Below are 20,473 nucleotides of genomic sequence, written 5' to 3'. Positions count from 1 at the left end.
GTAATCTAAAACGATTGAAAATAGTTTTAGATCAAATAGATTCAATTCCAGAAATTGCTTCATCGCCAGCGTTAGCAAGCTATATTAATGATTTTTATAAAGGATGCGAACGAATTAGTGAAGTTGTAGCAGTTACTTTAGATGAAAGTTTACCTCAAGGAAAAAATTGGCATCAATTGTTATTAAATCAAGTCGCAAATACAGGTGATGATCGACCTCCTCTTTGGAGTCAATCTTTATTTTTAGAGTTAGATCAATATCGGAAATTTCGTCATTTAGTATTACATACTTATAGCGTTGACTTAGATGCGAAAAGAGTCCAAGAATTGGCTTATAATTTAGAACCAGTTTTCCTTAAAATCAAAGAAGATATTGTTATCTTTAATGCTTGGTTAGCCGATGCTAGTTTTCAAGAATGATTAATTCCCGATATAAAATTAAACCTGATTGACTTTAGTTATAGATTACAATGAAACTTGTTTTCGTAATCCAAGTTTAGGTAATGCTACCCGTTGAAGACGCAGAAAAAATTATATTAAATACGATTCAACCCTTAACTAAAACTGAAACCGTAGGGTTAGAAGCAGTAACGGGAAGGATTCTCGCAACCGCGGTGAGTAGTGAGTTAGACTATCCCCATGAAGATAATTCCGCGATGGATGGATACGCCGCTCGTTCGATCGATCTTTCCGCCGCCACATCCGATCGACCTGTTACCCTTGATATTATAGAAGAAATTCCCGCAGGTGTTCCGCCTCGTCACCGTCTCCAAAGTGGACAAGCTGCAAGGATTTTCACAGGGGGAATTTTACCCTTAGAAGCGGATACCATTGTCATCCAAGAAGACACGCAACGCAACGGAGACAAAGTAAAGATATTTTCCTCTCCTCCCCCTGGACAATTTATTCGTAAACAGGGAAGTTTTTATCAGGCTAAACAGCCCTTGTTACCCTCTGGGATTAAAATTGGTGCGCCAGAAATTGCGATTTTAGCAGCAATGCAATGTCGAGAAATTTCTGTTTATTCACCCCCACAAGTAACGATTTTTTCCAGTGGCAATGAATTAGTTAATCCCCATGAAACCTTGCAACGCGGACAATTAGTTGATTCTAATCAATATGCGTTGAAAGCATTAGTTCAAGCGACAGGGGCGATGCCAGTATCGTTGGGAATTATACGAGATGATAGAAAATTAATCAAGGGCGCGATCGAGGAGGCGATTGCTAACTCTAATTTAGTCATTTCTACAGGAGGCGTTTCCGTCGGCGATTATGATTATATTGAAAGCATCCTCACCGAATTAGGAGGAGAAATTAAAATTAATTCCGTTGCCATTAAACCTGGAAAACCCCTCACCTTTGCCACTTTTCCTAATTGTTATTATTTCGGTTTACCTGGAAATCCTGTTTCCGCTTTAGTCACATTTTGGCGTTTTGTTCTTCCAGCCTTAAAAAAATTATCAGGAGAAACCCAAAATTTAACCCCAACTTTTATTAAAGCTAAAACTGAACAGGAATTAAAAGGAAACGGTAAACGAGAAACCTATCTTTGGGGAAATATTCGCATTGAAGATGGAAACCATTACTTTAATTTAGCAGGAGGAAGTCATAGTTCAGGTAACTTAATTAACTTATCCCAAACTAATGCTTTAGCCGTCATTCCTGTGGGGATTAACTCAATTTCCAGTCAAGAAATCATAGATGTAATGATGATCTAATAAGAAAAAAGCGATCGAAACAATGATGAACCAAACTAATTATAATTCCCTCAAACCCCAACTCAAACGTAGGTTGGGTGGAGGTAACGAAACCCAACAATAATTAGTCATTAGTCATTGGTCATTAGTCATTGGTCATTAGTCATTGGAAAACAAAGGACAAAGGACGAAGGACGAAGGACAAAAACGTAGGTTGGGTGGAGGTAACGAAACCCAACAAAATTAGTCATTGGTCACTGGTCATTAGTCATTAGTTATACCATTTTGATAAACTGGCGCTACACACCAACCCATTGTTCCCCCCTTTCAAAGGGGGGTTAGGGGGGATTTACTGTAACTTGACTTCTCCAAAATGGTATTATCTCTTAGAAATCACTAAGGACAAAGGACAAAGGACAAAGGACAAAAACGTAGGTTATGGAGGTGACAAAACCCCATCCCACCTACGACTCCTGACCCGATTTTTCCAAAGTTCCGTTGGATATAATTAGTGTTGGGTTTCGCTTCGCTTCACCCAACCTACGATTACTGAGCTTGACGAAATAAATGGGAATGTTCAGGATGATAAAGTTGAGATCGCGCCGCGACTTGTTTCCCAGCTAAAGCGGGACTAATTAAATACATGGTGGTGCGAATTAAATCTTCTTCACGAGAAATTTTTGCCATTTCATTGAGAGGAACAACTCTGATTTTTTCATCTTCCCATCCCAAACGGTAGCAAATTGCGACAGGAGTATCAGCAGGATAATGTTCTAATAATTTCGCTTCTGCATTCTCCACATGACGGGCAGCTAAATATAATGCTAAACTGGCTTTATGGGACGCTAGAGACGCTAATTCCTCCGCTTCGGGAACAGAAGACGCACGACCGCTAATTCTCGCTAGAATAATTGTTTGCACTAATCCGGGAACGGTTAATTCGACTCCTAATTTTGCCGCCGCATCTTGAAACGTACTAATACCAGGCACTAATTCCACTGGAATATTTGCTTCTGCTAATGCTTGCATTTGTTCATGGATGGCACTATAAAGGGTTAAATCTCCAGAATGAAGACGCACTACAGAACAATTTTCTCTTACTTTTTGAATCATTAAGGGAATGATATCTTCTAGAGTTTTACTCCCAGTGGGAATTAACTCAGCATCTGGACGAACATCTTTTAAAACTTGTTTCGGAACGAGGGAATTAGCATATAAAATAACATCAGCTTGGTCAAGAATTTTCTTCGCTTTGATGGTGAGTAAATCGGGATCACCTGGCCCCGCACCAACGATATAAACAGCAGGATTGAGCATAATTAATGGTTTATTTCTGGTTTGTTATTTGTTGTTGAGGCACAACATCGGGAAGAGATCGTCTCATCCGATACAGCCAAACTAATCCTAACAAACCGATGATGATTTCTATTAAACTAATTAGTTGCGCCACTTCGATCGAGCCTAACATTAAACTGTCTGTTCGTAAATCTTCAATCCAAATTCGACCAGAACTGTAGGCAGCCATATAAACAAAAACCAATGTTCCCACTCGATATCGTTGCGGATGACGTAATCCCCAGAAAAACAAATAAATTAGTAAGATAAAAACGCCAATATTCCAGACTGATTCATAAAGAAAAGTTGGATGAAAAAAGGCTTCATCAGCATATTGTGGTGGACGATTAGCGGGTGGAATATAAAGTTTCCAGGGTAAATCAGTGGGCGTACCAAACGCTTCGGAATTAAAGAAGTTTCCCCAGCGTCCAATGGCTTGTCCTAAAATCAAAGAAGGACTGACTAAATCGGCTAATTGCCAAAAAGAAACGCGATTAATCCGAGCAAAAATTAACGCTCCAATTACGCCGCCAATAATTGCGCCATGAATGGCAATTCCCCCTTGCCAAATCGCAATAATATCTTGCGGACGTTGGGCATAATTTTCCCATTGAAAAGCAACATAATATAACCGCGCTCCTGGAATTGCAGATAACACTAACCAAATTGATAAATCACTTAATAATTCAGGGTCAACTTGACGACGTTTTGCTAAATTTTGAGACAAAAATAAGCCAATAATAACCGCACTGGCAATTAATAAACCATACCAACGAATACTAATTGATCCAAAGTCAATTAAAATCGGACCGGGGGATTGAAAGCGAAACGCAAGTAAAGAAAGCATTTTATTTGTTATTAATTCCACGACGAAACACCACAGAGAAATTATTCGCTGGCATTGCAATTACATCTTGTAATTCTAATTGATGAACCTTACCTAAAGAAACCACATCCTCTAAATTTCGCACTCCCCATTCTGGATTTTGTTGTTGGAGACTTTCATCAAAGCTAACATTACTTTCTGAGGTGTGGACTCCCTGTTGCTTAAAAGGACCATACAAGTATAAAATTCCCCCTTGCGGAAGTAACGCCTCAGCCCCTTTCATTAACCCTTCACACGCCGCCCAAGGAGCAATATGAATCAGATTAATGCAGACAACAGCGCACAAGTCTTGATGTTTCACTTTCTCCCACCAATTCTCATCCATAACATCGAGATCAAGGGGAGGAGAAAGCACATCTGAGGGAAACTCCTCTCTCCAAGCGAGAATGCTCTCCTGTAAAATCGGATTGGTTTCGGAAGGAAGCCAGTGACGGGGAGATAAACGGGGCGCAAAATATACCGCGTGTTCCCCTGTTCCACTGGCAATTTCGAGGACTGTTCCCGTCGGCGGTAAAATCTGTTTGAGAACCGCTAAAATTGGCTCACGGTTTCTCTCCGTAGCAGGAGCAAATTGTTTTTCTCTCATCGACTAAAATAAACCCTCGCGTTCAAGCCCTCATTTTGCAGGTGACTACTCCAACGATTCGCCTCACCGCGACGAGGGAAGGGTCCCACTGCGACATGATTTCCTCGTGGAGCATTGCGTTGTTCAATTAAATTCTGATTCACTCCTGCTTTTTTCACCTTTTGCGCTGTTGCTGCTAACTTTTCCTCACGAGTGGGAATAACCACATAGTAACCGCTTTCGTCCTCTTCTTCTACTGGTGTTTCTGGTGTGGGAGAAGCAGATTCGACGGCGATCGGAACAAAATCACTATTGCTTGGTTCTGGTGGTTCTGGGGAAGAAGTGGAAGATAGGGAAATATATTCTCTGGGAGAAGAATTCGATCGAGACGAGCGATCCTGTGGTTTACGGATTTTAATAATATCCGCTTCAATGCCTTGTTCGGAAAGGGATTGAACTAATTGAATGGCATTCACCGCATCGGAAAATAATCCCGCTTGAATCGCATCTTTGCCATCACGAACAAACGCATCTGGCTCGACACGACGCACTAAAGACAGTAATTGTTCACTACTTCCACAGATTTGTACCCGAAACAGCGTATTTGCATTAGAAGGGGAACTCTGACGAGGTTTGGGAAGCGGAGAAGGGGAATTTCTGGGGGCTTCAAATTGGTAAACCTCTTGGTTTTGTTCCCTAGTTTCTACCATCGGAGGAGGGGGAGGAACAAATTGGGCGAGACTACTACTAGCAGTGACAAGAACAACAGAGTTAGCGAAAAGGAAAGAACGTCCGAAACAATTGATAGTTTTCAGCATAGTTCAGAATTGGGTGGATTTTAGGCATGGGAATGAGGAGCAGGAAACATCTGAAAGAATAATAACAAGCACTTCGTAAACAGTGCTAGCCTAGGAGAGTGTTGGTTTTATTACTTTGTGATCGGGCTATGAATAAAAAAGTTGTTGTCGGTTTATCGGGAGGCGTTGATAGTTCCACTGCTGCGGCTATTCTACATCATCAAGGCTATGAAGTGGAAGGCTTGACGTTATGGTTGATGAAAGGGAAAGGTCAATGTTGTTCCGAAGGAATGGTGGATGCTGCGTCGATTTGTGAGCAGTTGGGGATTGCTCATCATATTGTCGATAGTCGGGAGCAATTTCAGAGTAATGTGGTAGATTATCTCATCTCAGGGTACGAGTCGGGAATTACTCCTTTACCTTGTTCACAATGTAATAAAACGGTGAAGTTTGCGCCTATGCTCACTTATGCTAGGGAAAAGCTAGGGATTGATTGTGTGGCGACAGGACATTATGCAAGGATTCGCTATGATCAAGAGCGCGATCGATATCAACTTCTGAGAGCGGTCGATCGCGCAAAAGATCAATCCTATTTTCTGTATGATCTTCCCCAAGACCTTCTTGCTCACACGATTTTTCCCCTCGGTGAAAAGGAAAAAAGCGAAACTCGTCAAATTGCCCAAGAATACGCGCTTCACACTGCTGATAAACCCGAAAGCCAAGACTTGTGTTTAGTGGAAGCTCATGGCTCAATGCGGACTTTCTTAGACCAATATATCAACGAAAAACAAGGGGAAATTGTCAACGAAGACGGTAAGGTTTTAGGCTACCATGAGGGCATTCATCACTACACGATCGGACAACGGAAAGGATTAGGCATTTCTGCGCCAGAACCGCTATATGTGATTAAACTGGATGCGGCGATGAATCAAGTGGTGGTGGGAAACCGTGACAGTGGCACTCGTAATGAGTGTACGGTGGGACATATCAACTGGTTGGGGATTCCTGAACCGAAAACGCCCATTCAAGCAGAAGTTCAAATCCGTTATCGATCGCGTCCAGCGAAAGTGAGTGTTATTCCTTTAGAAAGCGGTCGCGTGAAGCTAATGTTTGATGAACCGCAATTCGGCGTTACCCCAGGACAAGCAGCGGTTTTATATGATGGGGAAGTTGTCCTCGGTGGCGGTGTTATTGAACGGTTTTAATGGAAAATCGCCCCCCTGACCCCCCAATTTTGGGGGTAAAAATTAAAGTCCCCCACACTTGGGGGATTTAGGGGGCAATCACTGAAAGCCCTGTACTATCAGATGAAGCAATTAGTCGAGAAAGCATTTATGGAGAACGAGGGCGTTAAACAGTAAATGTCTTCTTATTTAGTAGATACCAACATTTTACTCAGAAGTGCCGATCGATCGCATCCGAGTTCGACAAGCGCAACTAATGCCATAGAGATTTTGCTATTGCCTCTGCTTCCAGAGACTCCTGCCATCTTTGAACAATGGGAAAAACTCGTCAAAACTTATGAAGTCAAGGGAGTTAACGTTCACGATGCTAGGTTATATCAAGTTCGGGTAATTGCTTATAATGGGTGTTGGGTTTCGTTTCTCTCCACCCAACCTACTTTTTATGATCGATTTGTGTCGGTGTCGGAATGTCATTTCTGGGCTGGTTATTTTATCGAGATCACCCAAACCGAAGCGATTAAAACCATTGAATTTTGGAGCGTGACGATCGCGCTTTCCATTCATTCCTTAACCCTCACTGGTATCACGTTTAATTTGGTCGATCTCTTGTTGCAATTATCGGGGTTTGTGGGGATGGCAAATTTAGAGTTATTACCTTGGCGAATTGTAGCGATTCTGGGATTGGGAAGCAGTGGCGGTTTTTTTGCTACCTTAACCACAGTTGCTTTACCGCGTTGATTTGGGCGCACCCATTTAGGGGCGATCGGGGGAATGCAAATGACCAGTTTAGTCGTTGGAAGCGCGATCGGTCCTTCCTTATTGGCTTTATTTAAGGACACATTTGGTTCTTATCAATCAGGTTTATATGCTTGTTCTCTGATGATCCCGATCGCGATCGGTTTAACCTTATTAGCCAGGGAATAGTTACCTGTAGTTACCTGTAGGTTGGGTGGAAACCCAACATCAATCAGTTACCTGTAGGTTGGGTGGAAACCCAACATCAATCATGTAGATGGAGACAAAACCCAACATTAATTAACCGCACCCATTAAAATGTAAGGACAGTATGTTAAACAAACTAAAAAGCAATGACTGATCCAGTTAAACCCATTTATCTCCCCGCGATCGAAAACCCCGAACAAGAAAGAGAATGGCTCAAACAAGGATTAAAACACTGGTTAGATGCGGAATTTATCCCCGAAAAAGTCAACCATGACATTGCTCGACAAGCCGCTCAAATTTTTGTCCGTCAACGCTTAGAAGGAGAAAACGATTTAGGAGCATTAGTCGTCGCCATTATTACCGAAATGCAAGCCTTTGATTTTAGTGAAAGTTTTTATGGAGAATTTGCCATTGCTAACGCCGTCAGTGATCTAATTTTAGACAGTCTCGGTTACGATCGATGCTGTGGACAATAATTAGTGTTATTTACCCCTACCGCGCGATCGACCCTCGATCGGCATCATGCAGCCAAACCAACAAGGCGTTAACGGCTAAAGAAAATCTAAAAGACAAGCGCGATCGCGCCCTATTTACTAAAAATCTAACGTAGGGTCTGCTGAAAAAGTACGCGATCGAGCTTAACGATGCTGGGGAAACCTAATGCTGAAAGCGCAACTACCAGGTCTCAAACAAGATGACATTTATGTCACTGCTACCCGTGACTCAGTAACCATCAGTGGCGAATATCGTCACGAAAGCGATCGCGAACTAAAGCTATGGGTCTGAGTTCCGATATGGTAAGTTCAGTCGTACTATCAGTTTACCAGTGGGAATCAAACAAGATCAGGTAGAAGCGGACTACAGTGATGGCATTCTCAGTCTGCGACTCCCGAAAGTGGAAGACGCAGTTAATCGAAGCGTCAAAATCAATTTAGGCGGTCAATCTAATACCATTTTGGAGAATTGGCGCTACAGTATCGACGACTTAAGCCCCCCAAACTTGGGGGGTTGGGGGGCTTTAAGGTAACTTGACTTTATATTCGGCGATCGCGGTTTCTAAATGTTGGGCATTAGTCTTTTCAGGTAGCATCGATCGGTCTTCACCGAGGCGAATCCTAGAGATGATCTGAGCAAAATTTTACTTGTTCTTAAAAAATCATTAACGAAGCACCGATCGCAAATGTGACATAATGAGCGCGATCGTATTTCGTAAAAATCTTTCTCGGATTTAGAATTATCAAATGGACTCTCTACGTTTCGCCAGCTTTAACGCCTCTCTCAATCGTGACTCCGAAGGAGAATTAATCACCGATTTATCAACTCCTGACAATGAACAAGCGCAAACGATCGCGGAAATTATCCAGCGTAACAATCCTGACGTTATTTTAATCAATGAATTTGATGATGACTCGGAAGGAGAAGCCGCGCAACTTTTCCAAGACAATTATTTAAGTATTCCTCAAAGTGAAGGACTCAATCCTGTTAACTATCCTCATGTTTTTTTCGCCCCCTCCAACACAGGAATCCCCTCGGGTTTCGACTTAGATAATAACGGCGAAATTGGTGGTGGTAATGATGCCTTTGGCTTTGGTAACTTCCCTGGACAATTCGGAATGCTTCTTTTATCAAAACACCCCATTGTAGAAGAAGAAGTCCGCACTTTTCAGAACTTTCTCTGGAAAGATATGCCAGGCGCACTCCTTCCTGATAACCCAGATACCCCCGAACCAAACGACTGGTATTCCGAAGAAGAATTAGAAGCATTTCGTCTTTCCTCTAAAAATCATTGGGATATTCCCATTAACATCAATGGTGAGATTATTCATGCTTTAGCTGCCCATCCCACACCGCCAGTTTTTGACGGAGAAGAGGATCGCAACGGGTTAAGAAATCACGATGAAATTCGTCTTTTTGCTGACTATATTAACCCCAACGAAAGCGATTATATTTATGATGATAACGGCAACTTTGGCGGTTTAGAAGCAGGGGAGAAATTTGTCATTTTAGGGGATTATAACGCTGATCCCTTTGATGGCGATAGTAGCAATGATGCGGCGCTTCAATTGACCGAAAATCCTCTGATTAATAACTCCGTAATTCCCAGTAGCGAAGGCGGAGTGGATGCTTCCCAACGTCAAGGAGAATTAAACGAAACCCATCAGGGAAATCCTGCTTATGATACCGCCGATTTCGGTCCCGATGATCAAACGGGAAACTTAAGAGTAGATTATGCCCTCCCTTCTGCTAATCTTGAGATTCAGGAAGCCTCGGTTTTTTGGCCCGAACAGGGAGAACCTTTGTTTGATCTAGTGGGAAATTTTCCGTTCCCTAGTTCCGATCATCGTCTCGTTTCCGTTGATATCGCTACGAATAATACAAACAAGGAAATTCCCATGCGAAATACAGTTACCGCCATTGAGTTACTAGAAGAAGTGACAATTTCCACTGCAACCACCTTTGAAGAAACCGAAATCGGTGGTTTATCTGGACTGGTTTATGATGCGGCTAATGGCGTTTATTATGCCATATCGGACGATCGCGGTTCCGAAACCAGTAACTCTCGCTTCTACACCCTCGAAATCAATGTGGAAAATGGAGACATCACTTTTACTGATGTCACAACCCTCCTCGATGCTGACGGAAACCCTTTTGCATCAGGAAGCATTGATCCAGAAGGAATTGCTTTAAGCGATAATAACACTCTCTACATTTCCTCAGAAGGAGATGCGAGTCAACAGATTCCCCCGTTTGTAAATGAATTTTCTCTCGATGGAGAACAAATCAGCGAACTTCCTGTTGATGAGAAATACACCCCCAACGCTGAGGGAACTTTTGGTATTCGGAACAATCTCGCCTTTGAAAGTGCTACCATTTCCCCAGATGGACGCTTCCTCTATACGGCAACAGAAAACGCTTTAGCCCAAGATAGTCCCCCCGCAACGCCAGAAAACGAAAGTATTTCTCGTATTATTAAATATGACCTGACGACAGGAGAAGTAGTTGCCGAATTTGGTTACAATGTGGCGGCGGTTCCCGATGTTCCCAACCCTACTGATGGTTTGGCAACGAATGGGTTAGTGGAACTCTTGGCTGTGGATAATAACGGCACGCTGTTGGCGTTAGAACGGGCGTTTTCTCAGGGTGTGGGCAATACCGTTAAACTGTATGAAGTGAAGACGCAAGGGGCGTTAGATGTCAGCAGTGAGGCTGATCTGTTCCGAGAAGAACCGTTTACCGATGATGGGGAAACGGTAGAAGCAGCGCCGTTTGTGATTGATCCCGCAGTGATTAAAACCGAACTTTTAGACTTGGAAGCGGATTTAGGGATCGCGCCAGATAACTTAGAAGCGTTGGCATTTGGGCCGACTTTAGAAGATGGTCGTCAGAGTTTGATCATTGCTAGTGATAATAACTTTAGTGAGGGTCAAACCAACCAATTTATCACCCTTGCTGTTGATTTAGAGGGAACACCGATCGCGCAACCAACAGTAGAAACCCCTCTCACCGAAGACAGCGAAGATGCAGCAACGCCGTTACAGGGAGACTCTGATGATCCAGCGATTTGGGTAAATCCCAATAATCCTGATGATAGCTTAGTGATGGCAACTCTCAAAGATGGCGGTGCGGTTGTCTTTAATCTACAAGGAGAAGTGCAACAAACTATCACCCCCAGTGATGTTGATCCAGAAGCAGGATTTGGGGAGATTCGCTACAACAACGTTGATCTGGTGTATGGCTTTGATTTAGGAGGAGAAAGCGTTGATTTAGCCGTGTTCAGCGATCGCGAAAACGACACCCTAAACATCTTCCAAATCGACCCCAACACAGGAGAATTAAGCGATATTACCGCCGATGGCATCTTAGAAACTATCTTCGGCGTGGATGACGGAGAAGCCACCGCCTACGGGTTAGCCACCTACACCAGCCCCGTTTCTGGTGCGTCTTACGCCTTCGTCACCCAAGCAGACGGTAATTTAGTCGCCCAATTGCAACTTAACGACACGGGAAATGGTACAGTTGACGCAGAAATTGTTCGTACCTTAGAACTTCCTGTTCCCACAGGTGATCCTGAAGATTCGCAATCGGAAGGTTTAGTCATTGACGAAGAACTGGGTTTTGGCTATGTCGCCTTAGAAGAACGAGTGGGGATTCTCAAATTCTCCGCCGAACCCGATACTGGAAATGATCTCCAAGTTATCCAACCCTTAACCGAACCATCAGAACTCACCCCAGAACCGTTCTCCAAATTTGTCACCTTTGGTGATAGTAGCGTTGATGTGGGAAATGTCTTCTTAGGAAACGATCGAACCTTTCCCCCCTCACCGCCTTATTTTGAAGGACGTTTCTCCAACGGGCGAGTTTTTGTGGAACTCATCGCTGAAGAGTTGGGATTATCTGCTTCTACTCCCTCTCTGGCGGGTGGTGATAACTATGCGTTTAGCGGTGCGGAATTAGGTGACGGAACATCTACCGATAATACTCCCAACATCGGAGAACAAATCAATTCCTATTTAGCTGGAAACACTCCCACAGAAGACGATTTAATCTTCATTTCTGCAGGAAGTAACAATAACTTCCAAGATGCGGATAATCTCCCCAACCCTGCTGAGGTCGTGAGTTTATTAACCTCACACCTCACCACTTTAGCCAATGCTGGCGCGGAAAACTTTGCTGTGGCGAATATTCCTCCCCTCGGAAACGCCCCTCTCATTACCTCCCCAGAAGATGCAACCGCAGTTAACAGCGCAATTAGCGAATATAACACGCTGCTTGATACTGAACTCGATACCCTAGAGGACAGTTTAGATGTCGAAATCTATGAACTTGATCTTGATGTGAGTCTCCAAAACATTATTGATGATCCCGCCGCGTTTGAGATTACGAATGTTACAGATCAGGCTTTAAATACAGAAACAGGAGAGGCGGTTGATAATCCCAATGAGTTTTTATTCTGGGATGACATTCACCCCACCGAAAAGGTTGGAGAAATTATCGCCCAAGATGCCTTAGAAGTGATTCCCCAAGGAACAGATCAATTGGTTTCTGGTGAACCGTCTCCCCTTGTTCCTGATATTGAAGGGCTAGACCTCTATTATGGCGCTGATGGTAAAGGGTATCTCTTAGCGAGTTCTCAGGGAGATTCTTCTTATGCGGTTTATAGTCGGGAAGGAAACAATGAGTATCTCGGTAGCTTCGTCATTGGAGATAATGGCGAGATTGATCAAGTCAACGAAAGCGATGGCTTAGATGTAATTAACGTTAACCTCGGTTCCGCTTTCCCCAATGGGTTAGCCGTATTCCAAGATGGGGCAAATGATCCACAAAATGCTGTTCCCGATGAGGAGGAATTAGAAAACAATAGCACGAACTTTAAGTTTGTTCCCTGGGATAATATCGCTAACCGTTTCGAGAATCCTTTAGATATTGATCCGACTAGCTTTGATCCGCGTAACCCTGAAGCCAATACCTTACCCAATGGAATTGCTAGTGGTGATGTTAGCCAAGAAACGGCGATGTTGTGGACAAGAAGCACAGTTCCGGGGGAAGTGACATTTGAACTGGCAACCAGTGCCGAATTTAATACCATTGTTCAAACCTTAACCGCAACGGTTACAGATATCAATCAACCCGTGAAGGTGAAAGCAGAAGCGTTAAACGCTGACACTGAGTATTATTATCGGGTTACTGATGCGGCGGGAACTTCCAAAGTAGGAGAATTTGAAACCGCAGCAGAGTCGGGCAACAATGGTTTAACCTTTGGGGTGTCTGGAGACTGGCGCGGTGAACTCGCCCCCTATCCCGCGATTAATAATGTTCCCGAAGCAAACTTAAAATTCTTTGTGGAACATGGGGACACCATCTATGCGGATGATACTTCTCCCGCATTACTGAATCCTGATGGGACGCAAAAAGAACAAGCGGAAAACCTAGCTGAGTTTCGACTGAAACATCAAGAAGTCTATGGAAACCGCTTTGGGGAAAATACATGGGCTGATTTACGGGAATCTACTTCTGTTTTTGCCACGATTGATGACCATGAAGTCGTTAATGATTTTGCTGGTGGTGCAAGTGCTGACAGTGATTCTCGCTTTGCAGAAACAGAAGGATTGATCAATGATACTCAACTCTTTGAAGATGGATTGCAAGCCTTCCAAGAGTATAATCCCATTGAAGATCGCTTCTACGGGGAAACGGGAGACGAACGCACGGCGAACGAACGGGAGTTGTATCGTTCTCAAACCTACGGCGATGATGCAGCAGTGATGATCTTAGATAACCGTTCTTTCCGCGATGATCAGATTGATGGTGTTACTGATACAACTGATACAGAGGAAGTCGCCCGTTTCTTTAATGAGGCATTTGATCCAACTCGTACCATGTTGGGAGAACCGCAACTAGAAGACTTGAAAGCTGACTTGTTAGAAGCAGAAGAGTCGGGAGTGACTTGGAAGTTTGTGATGGTTCCTGAACCAATCCAAGAGTTAGGTTTGTTTAATGCGGATAGCTATGAGGGATATTTGGCGGAACGGACTGAGATTCTCAAGTTTGTTGAGGATAATGGAATTGATAATGTGGTGTTTGTGGCTGCGGATATTCATGGGACGTTCGTTAATAATTTAACCTATCAGGAAGAACCTTTTGGGGAACGCATTCCTACCAGTACCTTTGAGATTACGACGGGGTCTGTTGCTTATGATCCGCCTTTTGGTGAAGTGGTGATTGATGTGGCAACGCAGACAGGAGTGATTCCTCCTGAACAACGAGCGTTTTATGATTCTTTACCTGTCGCCTCTGACTTAGACAGCGAGGTGAATGATAAGGATGATTTTCTGAAGCAAGCCTTTAATGATGCTGCAATTAGTCCGTTAGGGTTAGACCCCGTCGGTTTAGATGATAATCTGCCTCAAGCGGATGGATTGGTTGATGCGAACCTGATTCAGGGGGATTATGTGGCAGCGCATACGTTTGGCTGGACAGAGTTTGATATTAATCCCAATAGCCAACAACTGACAGTAACCACTTATGGTGTTGATGCTTACACAGAGGAAGAGTTGTTAGCGAATCCCGAAGCGATTACCGATCGCACCCCTGAAATTGTCAGTCAGTTTACGGTTAATCCTGCTAACTTCTCTCAACCTGAAACGCTACCTCAACCGCGTTTTGGCAGTTTGGGCGATGATGAGATTGAACCGACAACCAATGAATTAACTTTTGCTGGTAGCGGTGATGATGTGGTAGATGCGTCTGTCGGTGGCGGTGGTAACCGTCTCTATGGCGGTAGCGATGCTGATGAGTTACTCGTTAGCAGCAACGATCGCGCGTTTGGTGGCGCGGGTAATGATGTTCTCGATGCGTCTGTGGGCAGTGGTGACAATCGTCTCTATGGCGGTAGCGGTGATGATATCCTCCTTGCTGGTAGCAACGATCGCGCGATCGGCGGTGACGGAGATGACCGTTTCTTCACCCCTGAAGGCGGAAACAACGTCTTTACTGGCGGTAACGGTGCAGATCAATTCTGGATTGCCAACGCCCAATTCCCAACAAGCACCAACGAAATTACAGACTTTACCCCTGATGAAGATGTTCTCGGTATCGGTGGGATTGACAGCATCAGTGAGTTTGCCGATTTAACCCTGACTCTTGATGGGGCCGCCACGATCGTTGCTGCTGGTGACAACGAATTAGCGCGGTTGTTGGGGATTAATGAAAGTGACTTAAACGCAAACCAATTTGTGATTCAATCCGAAATAGAAGCCGTATAAAAGTTACAGTTAAGGTGGGCATTAGCCCACCCTACCAAGACTTAGCCAGATGTGATAGGTTAGAATCTTAGAGTGATAACAGATCATAGCTGTCCAAAGCCCCCCTTTCAAAGGGCCGGAGCGAAGTGAGGATTGGGGGGATAACCAATTAGAGCTAATTGAAACCAGCCTTGATGATTAAGAAGGTGAAATAAGATGTTAGAAACTTTTGTATTTGCCACTGTTTTCTGTGGTTTTTTTGGCATCATCTTTAAGAGAAATCTGGTGATGAAAATTATCTCAATGGATATTATGAGTACGGGAGTGATTGCTTACTACGTTCTTGTCGCCTCCCGAAGCGGTTTGTTTACTCCTATTATCACCAATACCAATACCGAAAAAGTTGCTTATGCTGATCCCGTTCCACAAGCGGTTATTTTAACAGCGATTGTTATCGGCTTTTCCATTCAAGCCTTAATGCTGGTGGGGGTAATAAAATTGGCAAAAAATAACCCCACACTGGAAACCAAAGCAATTGAGGAAAGTAATCAACCATGACGCAGACAACCATCGCTTGGATTGCTTTATCCTTTTTTATTGGGTTTTTCAGCTATCTTGTTCCTAAGTTGTCTCGCTGGTTAGCTTTAGGAATTGCTCTCACTTCAGTTGTTTATTCTGGGTTACTATTTCTTGAACCTTCGCCGATCAATATTCAAGTGTTGGATAGTTTCGGCGTGACTTTAATTGCTGATCAACTCAGTAGTTTTTTTATTCTAACCAATGCCCTTGTCACCCTTGCAGTTATTTTTTACTGTTGGCAAAGTGAGAAATCAGCTTTCTTTTTCATGCAGTTAATAATTCTGCATGGGAGTGTCAATTCGACCTTTATTTGTGCTGATTTTATCAGTCTCTATGTGGCGCTAGAGGTGATCAGTATTGCTTCGTTTTTGTTAATTTCTTATCCTCGCACCGATCGCGCGATCTGGGTGGGATTACGCTATCTTTTTGTGAGCAATACGGCTATGCTATTCTACTTAGTAGGGACAGTGCTAGTCTATCAAGTCGATAATTCCTTCAGTTTTGCAAGTTTGCAGGGAGCTCCTCCCGATGCAGTTGCCCTCATTTTCTTGGGACTTTTAGCAAAAGGAGGCATTTTTATCTCTGGGTTATGGCTACCCCTCACCCACTCTGAATCACAAACTCCTGTTTCAGCGATGCTATCGGGAGTAGTGGTAAAAGCAGGGGTATTTCCCCTCGTGCGGTGTGCGCTGATGATCGAGGAACTTGATCCGATTGTTCGCTTTTTTGGCGTGGGAACCGCCCTTTTAGGGGTAGGTTATGCTGTTTTTGAAAAAGACGCGAAACGGATGCTGGCTTTTCATACCATTTCCCAATTAGGTTTTGTTCTCGCAGCGCCAGTGGTCGGCGGATTTTATGCCCTAACTCACGGATTAGTCAAGTCTGCTTTATTTTTAATTACGGGGGGTTTACCCAGTCGTAACTTTAAAGAATTACAGCATCAACCGATTCGTACTGAGATTTGGATAGCGTTAGTGATTGCGAGTTTTTCAATTTCTGGCTTTCCGTTGCTGTCTGGATTTGGGGCGAAAGTTTTAACCAGTAAAAATTTATTACCTTGGCAAGTGGTTGCTATGAATATCGCTGCTTTGGGAACTGCCATTTCTTTCGCCAAATTTATCTTTTTACCCCATCAAAAGACAACGGAGAAACTGCCCTTAAAACTGGGGTTTTGGTCAGCAATGGTCATTTTGCTCGGTGGGTTAGTCGCAGCGAACATTTTTTATTATGAAGCCTATACAATCAATAACATTATTAAACCCCTAGCAACGATTGTTATCGGCTGGTTAGCCTATCTTTTTATATTTAAAAAATTAGCAATTAAGCCATCCCGTGCGATCGAGGAATTTGATCATCTCATCGGGATGATGACCGTGATGTTAATCTTATTATTCTGGAGTGTATGGACGCAATCCCCTATCTGAATATCATTTTACGTCTCACCATTTGGTTTTTGCTCACTGCTGATCTGAGTGTGGCAAATATTATCATTGGCATCAGCATTGCTTTCTTATTACCCCGTCACTTTGCCTCCCCAGAACCTTTGCGAGAGTGGATGCGAGTCTTGTGGGAAATTATTATTGCCATTCCCCAAGCCTATTTAGAAGCAATCCAAATCATGCTGCGTCCCCATGATGAAGAAGAAATCGTCAGAGAAAGAGTTAAACCAAAACGGACACCAGGACTAATTTTTTTGGATATCTTTTTAATTACCTTTACTCCGAAAACGATTGTTTTGAAATATGAGGAACAAGGTTGGTATAAAGTCCACCGCGTTCGACGGAAAATCAGTGATCAGTGATCAGTGACCAGTGACCAGTGACCAGTCAAAAGTAGGTTGGGTGGAGTGAAGCGTAACCCAACACAAATAATAAGTAATTATCTAAACCTGATATAAGGAGGAAAAATGGACTCAATTTTAATTGCTATGGTTGCAGCTTTACTTATTCCGATTTATGAAGCCTGTCAAGATCAAGATATCTGGCAGAAAATGCTTGCTTTTGCCAGTATTGCTACTAAAACTTCGATTATCATGCTGTTGATTTCGGTTTTGCGTGATGATTGGTGGATTGGCGTTGTTGCTGTCATTATCCTCAGTGTTGGTAATGCGGGATTAATGCTTCTTGCTCATTTAATTAAACGGTTGGATAGAGTATGATTGATGGTTTAAGTTATGGCTTGATTGTAGTGGGCATTATTTTCTGGTTTTGGGGAACATTACCCCTAATTGGAAATCGCTCAGTTTTGTTTAAACTGCACAGTCTTTCTGTGGCAGATACCCTAGGCTCAATGAGTATCATTATCGGTTTACTCCTCAAAATTCCCAGTGAATGGACGCTATTACTCCTTGCTATTATTTCTTTAGCAATCTGGAATACTGTATTAGGATATGTTTTAGCGTACTGTTCAAGTGATGAGGAGGAGGAGCAGGATGGATAACTATGTTTATATCATTGTTGCCCTGTTACCCTTAGCCGCTTTAACCTCAGTGTTACAAGCCAATCCCTATCAGGCGTTGGTGTTGCGGGCGATTTTAGGCGCGATCGCCGCCTTAGTCTATGCGGTGTTAGGGGCGGCTGATGTGGCGTTAACAGAAGCCTTAGTGGGGACAATGTTGGCGATTACCCTTTATGTGGTGGCAGTGCGTTCTTCTTTAGTGATGCGTTTGGGAGTGTTGCCAACTGAGACGGAAACCAACGATTCTTTGCAAGAACTCATCGCGCAAATCAGAAAGGTGATTCATCAATATCATTTGCGTTTAGAGATTGTTGAATATCCCCATCTCGAAGCCTTAAAAGGGGCGTTACAGGAAAAAGAAATTCATGCTACCTGTACCACTCACAAAGAAGAAAATCTGTCTCAAAATCAGACTGCGGTTGCTGATCCAGAACCAACTTATCACACTGCGATTCGAGTCTCTCGCCTCTATGAAATTATGGAAAAGGAGTTGGTTTTTCCAGACACAACTGTTACCTATGTCGCTACTGTTAATGAAGGGGAGAAACACTGATGAAATGGGTGTACGCGATCGCTGGGTTTGCTTTGTTGGTTAAAATGGTGGTCTTGCCGAATCCCGCAGCGGATTGGGAAGAAATTGCGATCGTGGAATCCATTGTTGCTGAGAGTGGAGTCTCAAATTCTGTATCTGGAATTATTTTTAGAAATCGCCTTTACGATACGATTTTTGAAGTGGTAGTGTTTACCATTGCCATTTTAGGCGTGCGTTTTCTCTTGGCAAATGAGCAACCAACAGAGACGGTTTATCAGTTTAGCGATCACCCTTCGATCGTGTTAGCACGTCTGGGAGCGACCATTGCTGCTTTAGTGAGTATTGAACTTGCCATTCGCGGTCATTTGAGTCCAGGTGGGGGATTTGCCGCAGGGGTTGCTGGGGGAACAGCGATTGGTTTAATTGCGATTACCTCCAATTCTGAGTGGATGGAGGCGATTTATAAAAAATGGCACGCTGCAATTATAGAAAAAGTCTCGGTGCTAATTTTTATTGCAGTCGCAGTGATGACGTTGGTGGGTTGGGAATTACCTAAAGGGGAGTTGGGAATGTTCTTGAGTGGCGGCGTGATTCCTCTACTTAATACCTTAGTTGCGATTAAAGTTACGCTGGGTTCTTGGGCTGCTATTTTACTTTTTATTCGTTATCGGGGATTGCTTTAAGCTCACATTTCGGTCTCTTGTTATAGCGCTACAAAATCAGGTTAGGACATTCCAAAATGTTGAAACTCACCTATAACTTACTTTTGCCTTTTGCATGCAAGCCTCTTGCCTAGCGCGTAGCGCTATAGCTTTGTGATTAGGATGAGAACGTCTCCACGCGAAACCCAACACCAATTATAAGGAATTACCCGAACCTGATATAAAATGTATGTACAGGAGAGTAATGCTTGAGTTCGACTGGGATAAAGCTAACCTTGATCATATTGCAGAGCATCAGGTGAGTGCTGATGAAGTAGAGCAAATTTTTAGCGATCCAAACCGATTGGAAGCTAAAGCCTACAGTGTAAGAGAAGAGCAAAGATTTGCAACGCTTGGACAAACAGAAGCAGGACGCATACTCACAATCATTTACACTATCCGAAACGGCAAAATCCGAACCATTACAGCTTACAGAGCAACACGAAAAGAACAAAGACGCTATCAGGAGGGATTATGACTCAAGCACAAAACCGAGAAGAAATTACCAATTGGGAGTCTATACCAGAATTTGAAACTGAAGAAGAAGAGCAAGCCTTTTGGGACAATCATTGTTTGGGGGATGATATTTTGGAGCAAATGCAGCCAGTTCAGCATTTCCCTTATAAAAGGTTAGACAAGGAGGGCGAACAGCCGTGAAAGAAAAAATATTACCAGAGTCTCTTGGGAAGAATGGGGGAAAAACAACAGCTCCGTCTGGTCTTTCAGCGCGAAGTTTGTCCAAGCGGTTAGGGGTCGATAGAAAAACCTTAACCCGTTGGAAGGAAAAGGGGAATGAAATTCTGATTGAGAGAACGCGCGATCGGGACCCTGACGGCAAGGCGTGGGTGTTTAATGAAGGAAGTAAAATGTATGTAGAGGAGAGTAATGGAGTTTGAATGGGACGAGGGCAAACGGCAAAGCAACCGCAAAAAACACGATGTTGACTTTGTAGCTGTTACTCGTATCTTTCAACGGGAAACAGTGAAATGGGTTGACGATCGTCAGGATTATGGGGTCAGATCATAATAGACTCAGCTAGGAAAGGGTTATTTAAATA

At 43.4% G+C, this 20,473-nt stretch carries 24 protein-coding genes; 20 read left to right on the top strand and 4 right to left on the bottom strand.

Translation table 11 applies throughout. The features are described from left to right. Nucleotides 1–14: 14 nt before the first annotated feature. Both DACSA_RS21280 and DACSA_RS03790 read left to right on the top strand, forming a co-directional pair. On the top strand, nucleotides 15–419 hold the full coding sequence (locus DACSA_RS21280; protein WP_015228504.1) for a ribonuclease toxin HepT-like protein: 405 nt from the start codon (nucleotides 15–17) through the stop codon (nucleotides 417–419). An 83-nt stretch (nucleotides 420–502) separates the two neighbouring features. Continuing rightward, nucleotides 503–1,717 (top strand): molybdopterin molybdotransferase MoeA, encoded by a 1,215-nt coding sequence (locus tag DACSA_RS03790; protein ID WP_015228503.1) that lies wholly within the window; start codon nucleotides 503–505, stop codon nucleotides 1,715–1,717. 525 nt (nucleotides 1,718–2,242) lie between these two features. On the opposite strand, the gene cobM is transcribed toward DACSA_RS03790, so the two are convergent. The 4 genes from cobM to DACSA_RS03770 are packed head-to-tail and all read right to left on the bottom strand — an operon-like array spanning nucleotide 2,243 to nucleotide 5,300. Continuing rightward, nucleotides 2,243–3,013 (bottom strand): precorrin-4 C(11)-methyltransferase, encoded by a 771-nt coding sequence (gene cobM, locus DACSA_RS03785; RefSeq protein WP_015228502.1) that lies wholly within the window; start codon nucleotides 3,011–3,013, stop codon nucleotides 2,243–2,245. Between the two features lie 10 nt (nucleotides 3,014–3,023). Continuing rightward, nucleotides 3,024–3,878 (bottom strand): prolipoprotein diacylglyceryl transferase, encoded by an 855-nt coding sequence (lgt, locus tag DACSA_RS03780; RefSeq protein ID WP_015228501.1) that lies wholly within the window; start codon nucleotides 3,876–3,878, stop codon nucleotides 3,024–3,026. Nucleotide 3,879: 1 nt separating this feature from the next. Continuing rightward, nucleotides 3,880–4,503: a DUF938 domain-containing protein gene (locus DACSA_RS03775; protein ID WP_015228500.1), complete on the bottom strand. Its 624-nt coding sequence runs from the start codon at nucleotides 4,501–4,503 to the stop codon at nucleotides 3,880–3,882. After that, nucleotides 4,500–5,300, bottom strand: coding sequence for an SPOR domain-containing protein (locus DACSA_RS03770; protein WP_015228499.1), 801 nt, complete (start codon nucleotides 5,298–5,300; stop codon nucleotides 4,500–4,502). Before DACSA_RS03770 ends, DACSA_RS03775 begins: the two co-directional genes overlap by 4 nt. Before the next feature lie 128 nt (nucleotides 5,301–5,428). Here DACSA_RS03770 and mnmA point away from each other — a divergent pair, with 128 nt between their 5' ends. From mnmA to DACSA_RS21250, 18 genes are all read left to right on the top strand, one after another. Then, complete coding sequence (gene mnmA / locus DACSA_RS03765; RefSeq protein ID WP_041235303.1) at nucleotides 5,429–6,484, top strand: tRNA 2-thiouridine(34) synthase MnmA; 1,056 nt, start codon at nucleotides 5,429–5,431, stop codon at nucleotides 6,482–6,484. Between the two features lie 156 nt (nucleotides 6,485–6,640). Then, entirely contained in the window at nucleotides 6,641–7,201 is a 561-nt protein-coding gene (locus DACSA_RS21275; protein WP_015228497.1) for a hypothetical protein, read from the top strand. Nucleotides 7,202–7,240: 39 nt separating this feature from the next. After that, nucleotides 7,241–7,387: a hypothetical protein gene (locus DACSA_RS21270; RefSeq protein ID WP_015228496.1), complete on the top strand. Its 147-nt coding sequence runs from the start codon at nucleotides 7,241–7,243 to the stop codon at nucleotides 7,385–7,387. A gap of 164 nt (nucleotides 7,388–7,551) precedes the next feature. Next, nucleotides 7,552–7,881 carry a hypothetical protein gene (locus DACSA_RS03755; RefSeq protein ID WP_015228495.1) on the top strand — a complete coding sequence of 110 codons (330 nt, stop codon included), beginning with the start codon at nucleotides 7,552–7,554 and terminating at the stop codon, nucleotides 7,879–7,881. Continuing rightward, nucleotides 7,866–8,015 (top strand): hypothetical protein, encoded by a 150-nt coding sequence (locus DACSA_RS20210; RefSeq protein ID WP_156800639.1) that lies wholly within the window; start codon nucleotides 7,866–7,868, stop codon nucleotides 8,013–8,015. The genes DACSA_RS03755 and DACSA_RS20210 overlap by 16 nt, the downstream gene beginning before the upstream one ends. A 50-nt stretch (nucleotides 8,016–8,065) precedes the next feature. After that, the gene (locus DACSA_RS22425) at nucleotides 8,066–8,191 is read left to right on the top strand and encodes an Hsp20/alpha crystallin family protein (RefSeq protein ID WP_198007625.1); all 126 of its coding nucleotides are present in this window, start codon (nucleotides 8,066–8,068) and stop codon (nucleotides 8,189–8,191) included. A gap of 40 nt (nucleotides 8,192–8,231) precedes the next feature. After that, on the top strand, nucleotides 8,232–8,432 hold the full coding sequence (locus DACSA_RS22420; RefSeq protein WP_051017274.1) for an Hsp20/alpha crystallin family protein: 201 nt from the start codon (nucleotides 8,232–8,234) through the stop codon (nucleotides 8,430–8,432). A gap of 214 nt (nucleotides 8,433–8,646) precedes the next feature. Next, on the top strand, nucleotides 8,647–15,168 hold the full coding sequence (locus DACSA_RS21255) for a phytase (protein WP_015228494.1): 6,522 nt from the start codon (nucleotides 8,647–8,649) through the stop codon (nucleotides 15,166–15,168). 195 nt (nucleotides 15,169–15,363) lie between these two features. Next, entirely contained in the window at nucleotides 15,364–15,705 is a 342-nt protein-coding gene (locus DACSA_RS03740) for a cation:proton antiporter subunit C (protein ID WP_015228493.1), read from the top strand. Continuing rightward, nucleotides 15,702–17,150: a cation:proton antiporter gene (locus tag DACSA_RS03735; RefSeq protein ID WP_015228492.1), complete on the top strand. Its 1,449-nt coding sequence runs from the start codon at nucleotides 15,702–15,704 to the stop codon at nucleotides 17,148–17,150. The genes DACSA_RS03740 and DACSA_RS03735 overlap by 4 nt, the downstream gene beginning before the upstream one ends. Beyond that, complete coding sequence (locus DACSA_RS03730; RefSeq protein ID WP_015228491.1) at nucleotides 17,129–17,527, top strand: Na+/H+ antiporter subunit E; 399 nt, start codon at nucleotides 17,129–17,131, stop codon at nucleotides 17,525–17,527. The genes DACSA_RS03735 and DACSA_RS03730 overlap by 22 nt, the downstream gene beginning before the upstream one ends. A 105-nt stretch (nucleotides 17,528–17,632) precedes the next feature. Next, nucleotides 17,633–17,884 carry a hypothetical protein gene (locus DACSA_RS03725; RefSeq protein ID WP_015228490.1) on the top strand — a complete coding sequence of 84 codons (252 nt, stop codon included), beginning with the start codon at nucleotides 17,633–17,635 and terminating at the stop codon, nucleotides 17,882–17,884. Beyond that, complete coding sequence (locus tag DACSA_RS03720) at nucleotides 17,881–18,165, top strand: monovalent cation/H(+) antiporter subunit G (RefSeq protein ID WP_015228489.1); 285 nt, start codon at nucleotides 17,881–17,883, stop codon at nucleotides 18,163–18,165. The genes DACSA_RS03725 and DACSA_RS03720 overlap by 4 nt, the downstream gene beginning before the upstream one ends. Next, nucleotides 18,158–18,736: a DUF4040 domain-containing protein gene (locus DACSA_RS03715; protein ID WP_015228488.1), complete on the top strand. Its 579-nt coding sequence runs from the start codon at nucleotides 18,158–18,160 to the stop codon at nucleotides 18,734–18,736. Before DACSA_RS03720 ends, DACSA_RS03715 begins: the two co-directional genes overlap by 8 nt. Continuing rightward, entirely contained in the window at nucleotides 18,736–19,398 is a 663-nt protein-coding gene (locus DACSA_RS03710) for a Na(+)/H(+) antiporter subunit B (protein WP_015228487.1), read from the top strand. The genes DACSA_RS03715 and DACSA_RS03710 overlap by 1 nt, the downstream gene beginning before the upstream one ends. 223 nt (nucleotides 19,399–19,621) lie before the next feature. Beyond that, nucleotides 19,622–19,894, top strand: coding sequence for a BrnT family toxin (locus DACSA_RS03705; RefSeq protein ID WP_015228486.1), 273 nt, complete (start codon nucleotides 19,622–19,624; stop codon nucleotides 19,892–19,894). Further along, nucleotides 19,891–20,073, top strand: coding sequence for a hypothetical protein (locus tag DACSA_RS03700; RefSeq protein ID WP_015228485.1), 183 nt, complete (start codon nucleotides 19,891–19,893; stop codon nucleotides 20,071–20,073). Before DACSA_RS03705 ends, DACSA_RS03700 begins: the two co-directional genes overlap by 4 nt. After that, complete coding sequence (locus tag DACSA_RS21250; protein WP_041235302.1) at nucleotides 20,070–20,312, top strand: hypothetical protein; 243 nt, start codon at nucleotides 20,070–20,072, stop codon at nucleotides 20,310–20,312. The genes DACSA_RS03700 and DACSA_RS21250 overlap by 4 nt, the downstream gene beginning before the upstream one ends. Nucleotides 20,313–20,473 lie beyond the last annotated feature (161 nt).

The sequence above is a fragment of the Dactylococcopsis salina PCC 8305 genome, from assembly GCF_000317615.1.
GTDB classification, from domain to species: Bacteria; Cyanobacteriota; Cyanobacteriia; order Cyanobacteriales; family Rubidibacteraceae; genus Halothece; species Halothece salina.
This window is presented reverse-complemented; position numbering and strand designations above follow the sequence as displayed.